General features: G+C 70.0%; 2 protein-coding genes. One reads left to right on the top strand and one right to left on the bottom strand.

Annotation, left to right across the window (positions count from 1 at the left end; all coding sequences use genetic code 11):
• Positions 1-213 precede the first annotated feature (213 nt).
• Positions 214-528 (top strand): STAS domain-containing protein, encoded by a 315-nt coding sequence (locus ACTUAL_RS08360; protein ID WP_232520002.1) that lies wholly within the window; start codon positions 214-216, stop codon positions 526-528.
• 51 nt (positions 529-579) lie between these two features.
• Here ACTUAL_RS08360 and ACTUAL_RS08365 read toward each other — a convergent pair.
• On the bottom strand, positions 580-3,081 hold a 2,502-nt coding region (locus tag ACTUAL_RS08365; RefSeq protein WP_440899844.1), incomplete at its 5' end, for an ATP-binding protein.

Here is a 3,081-nt window from a genome sequence, read left to right on the forward strand (position 1 = left end):
GCGCGCGCCGAGGAGCCGCTCTCCGCGGGCAGGGTGACCGCAACCGGCACCGCAGGCTCGTTCCGCACAATACGCTCCCGTTGATCGGCCGTGACGGCATCGTCGCACACCCGCCTCCTCGCCCACCCAGTGGTCGCGCCCCTAGGGTCGGTGCTGCACGATCTGTGGCGGCACGAACCTCGTGCGGGAAGGCGCGGTGCGATGGACTTGCGGGTGCGCGGTGAGGAACGCGGCGACTGGAAGGTGGTCGTCGTGACCGGCGAACTGGACGCCGACACGGTTCCGGTGTTGTCGGACCACCTGGAGGAGACACCGGCCCGGCGGATCGTGGTCGATCTCGCCGGGGTGACCTTCATGGACACCACCGGGTTGTCGCTGGTGCTGGACTGGCACCGCAGGCTGGTGGACACCGGCGCGGGCGACTTCCGGCTGGCCTCGCTGCAGCCGTCGGTGCACAAGCTGTTCCGGCTCACCGAGCTGATCGACGTGATGCGCATCCACGGCAGCGTGGACGAGGCGCTGGCCTGAGGTGGGCGCGGTGGGGGCGGCGCCGGGGGCACCGGCGCCGCAGCCCCCCGCTCAGTCCTGCTCCACCCCCAGGTAGAACGCGATCAACCGCAGCAGGTGGTCGGTGTCCACCGGCTTGGTCACGTAGTCCGTCGCGCCCGAGGCCAGCGACTTCTCCCGGTCGCCCTTCATCGCCTTCGCCGTCACCGCGATCACCGGCAGGTCCTCGTAGCGGGCCATCGCCCGGATCGCCGACATCGTCGCGTTGCCGTCCAGCTCCGGCATCATGATGTCCATCAGCACCAGCGTCACGTCGTCGTACTGCTCCAGCGCCCGCACCCCGGTGATGCCGTTGTCCGCGTAGATCACCTGGAGCCCGTGCAGCTCCAGCACGCTGGTCAGCGCGAACACGTTGCGCAGGTCGTCGTCGACGATCAGCACCTTCTCGCCGTGGAACCGCATCGGCGCGGGCGGCAGCTCGGCGGGCGCCACCACGGCCTCGGCGGGCTCGTCCACCGGGGTCAGCAGCTCCGGCAGCGCCTCCGGCTGCGGTCGCACGTCCACCAGGCTCTGCTCGCCCAGCGGCAGGTAGAGCGTGAACGTCGAGCCGAAGCCGGGCTCGCTGCGCACGTCCAGCCTGCCCTCCAGCAGCGCCGACAGCTCCCGGCTGATCGACAGGCCCAGCCCCGTCCCGCCGTACTTGCGGCTCGTGGTGCCGTCGGCCTGCTGGAACGCCTCGAAGATCACCGACAGCTTCTCCGCCGGGATGCCGATGCCGGTGTCCTGCACGTCGAACGCCACGCTCGGCCCGGCCGTGCGGATGCGCAGCCTGATTTCACCTTCGTGGGTGAACTTCACCGCGTTGGACAGCAGGTTGCGCAGGATCTGCTGGAGCCGGTGCTCGTCGGTGTGCAGCGTGGACGGCACGTCCGGCTGCACCGACACGTCGAAGTCCAGGCCCTTCTCGGCGGCCAGCGGCAGGGTCAGCGACTCCACGTACCCCACCACGTCCGACACCCGCACCGGGTCGGTCTGCACCTGCATGTGCCCGGACTCGACCTTGGTCAGGTCCAGGATGTCGTCGATCAGCTGGAGCAGGTCCGTGCCGGAGGAGTGGATCGTGCGGGCGAACTCGACCTGCTTGGGGTTGAGGTTCCCGTCCAGGTTGTCGGTCAGCAGCTTCGCCAGGATCAGCAGGCTGTTCAGCGGCGTGCGCAGCTCGTGCGACATGTTCGCCATGAACTCCGACTTGTACTTGGAGGCCGACGACAGCTGCCGCGCCCGGTCCTCCAGCTCCACCGACCCCGCCCGCAGCTCCTCGGTCAGCCGCTGCGACTCCACCAGCAGGCTGTCCGTGCGCGCGTTGGCCTGCATGGTGTTCACGTTGACGCCGATGTTCTCCTTGAGCTGGTCCAGCAGGTCCAGGTGGCCGTGCCCGAACTCGCCGAACGAGGCCAGCTCGATCACGCCCAGCGCCTCGCCCTGGAACATCACCGGCACGATCACGATGCTCGCGGGCGTCGCCGCGCCCAGCCCCGAGCCGATCTCCAGGTAGCCGCGCGGCACGGACGAGACCACGACGGTCTTGCGGTCCGCCGCGACCTGCCCGACCAGCCCCTCGCCCAGCTCGAACCGCTTGGGCCGCCCGCCCGCGCGCCGCCCGTAGGTCGCGGTCAGCTCCAGCGCCCCCGACTCCTCGTCGACCAGGTAGAACGCGCCGTGCTGCGCCCCCACCAGCGGGGTCAGCTCGCTCATCACCAGGCGCGCCAGCGCGTCCAGGTCCCGGTGGCCCTGCATCAGGCCGGACAGCCTGGCCAGGTTCGTCTTGAGCCAGTCCTGCTCGCGGTTCGCGCGGGTGGTCTCCTTGAGGTTGGAGATCATCCGGTTGATGTTGTCCTTGAGCTCGGCGACCTCGCCCGAGGCGTCGACGGTGACCTGCCTGGTCAGGTCGCCCTCGGTCACCGCCGTGGCCACCACCGCGATCGCGCGCACCTGCGTGGTCAGGTTGCCCGCCAGCTGGTTCACGCTCTCGGTGAGCTTCTGCCAGGTGCCGGACACCCCGTCGACCTCGGCCTGGCCGCCGAGCTTGCCCTCGGTGCCGACCTCCTTCGCGACGCGGGTGACCTCGTCGGCGAACGAGGAGAGCTGGTCGACCATCGTGTTGATGGTGGTCTTGAGCTCCAGGATCTCGCCGCGTGCGTCCACGTCGATCTTGCGGGTGAGGTCGCCGCGCGCCACCGCCGTGGTCACCTGCGCGATGTTGCGGACCTGGCTGGTGAGGTTGTTCGCCATGAAGTTGACGTTCTCGGTCAGGTCCTTCCAGGTCCCGGCGACGCCGGGGACGCGGGCCTGGCCGCCGAGGCGGCCGTCCGTGCCGACCTCGCGGGCGACGCGGGTGACCTCGTCGGCGAACGCGGACAGCGTGTCGACCATGCGGTTGATCGTGTCGGCGAGCGCGGCGATCTCGCCCTTGGCCTCGACGGTGATCCTCTTGGACAGGTCGCCGCCCGCGACCGCCGTGGACACCAGCGCGATCGAGCGCACCTGGCTGGACAGGTTGTCCGCCATGACGTT

It is taken from the genome of Actinosynnema sp. (genome assembly GCF_052038725.1).